This window comes from Kamptonema sp. UHCC 0994, from assembly GCF_029167235.1.
Classification (GTDB): Bacteria; Cyanobacteriota; Cyanobacteriia; order Cyanobacteriales; family Microcoleaceae; genus Kamptonema.
The window spans coordinates 1-1,044 of record NZ_JARFTR010000256.1 but is presented as its reverse complement, the minus strand read 5'-3'; the positions used below and the strand labels follow the sequence as shown (position 1 = coordinate 1,044).

1 protein-coding gene is annotated in these 1,044 nt (G+C 53.7%); it reads right to left on the bottom strand.

Annotated elements, in window-relative coordinates:
• The coding region (gene psbD, locus PY364_RS22270; RefSeq protein WP_275526372.1) for a photosystem II D2 protein (photosystem q(a) protein) at positions 1-1,044 on the bottom strand (1,044 nt) is incomplete at both ends.

The window sequence follows — 1,044 nt, the reverse complement described above, 5'->3', positions numbered from 1 at the left end:
AGCGTTACCGCGAGGAAGAACTTCTTCAGGGAAGATGAAGTTTTCATGCGGTTGATCTTGAGGAGCCATCCAAGCGCGGATACCCTCATTAAGCAGAATGTTCTTAGTGTAGAACGTTTCAAACTCAGGATCTTCAGCAGCTCGTAACTCTTGGGAAACGAAATCGTAAGCCCGCAAGTTCAAAGCCAAACCGACGATACCAATAGAGCTCATCCACAAGCCAGTGACAGGGACAAACAACATGAAGAAGTGCAGCCAACGCTTGTTGGAGAAGGCAATTCCGAAGATTTGGCTCCAAAAACGGTTCGCTGTCACCATGCTGTAGGTTTCTTCAGACTGGGTAGGGTTGAAGGCGCGGAAGGTGTTTGCACCATCGCCGTCTTCAAACAGTGTATTTTCTACTGTGGCACCGTGAATGGCGCAAAGTAAAGCACCGCCCAAGATTCCAGCTACGCCCATCATGTGGAAGGGGTTGAGGGTCCAGTTGTGGAAACCTTGTAGGAATAACAAAAAGCGGAAAATTGCTGCTACGCCGAAGCTAGGGGCGAAGAACCAGCCGGATTGTCCCAAGGGGTACATTAAGAATACCGAGACGAATACGGCAATTGGGCCGGTGAAAGCCAGAGCGTTGTAGGGACGAATGCCTACGAGACGGGCAATTTCAATTTGACGCAGACAGAAGCCAATCAGGGCGAAAGCGCCGTGTAGGGCGATGAATGCCCACAGGCCGCCGAGTTGACACCAGCGTGTGAAGTCCCATTGAGCTTCCGGGCCCCAGAGGAACAGTAGGGAGTGACCCAAACTGTTAGCGGGGGTGGAAACGGCGACGGTAAGGAAGTTAGCGCCTTCGAGGTAGGAGCTAGCTAGACCGTGAGTGTACCAGGAGGTGACGAAGGTGGTGCCTGTCAGCCAGCCGCCGATGGCGAAGAAGGCGCAGGGGAAGAGGAGCAAGCCGCTCCAGCCGATGAAAACGAAGCGATCGCGCTTGAGCCAGTCGTCGAGGGCATCAAATAGGCCTCGTTCGTTCTGGGCGCGTCCGACTGC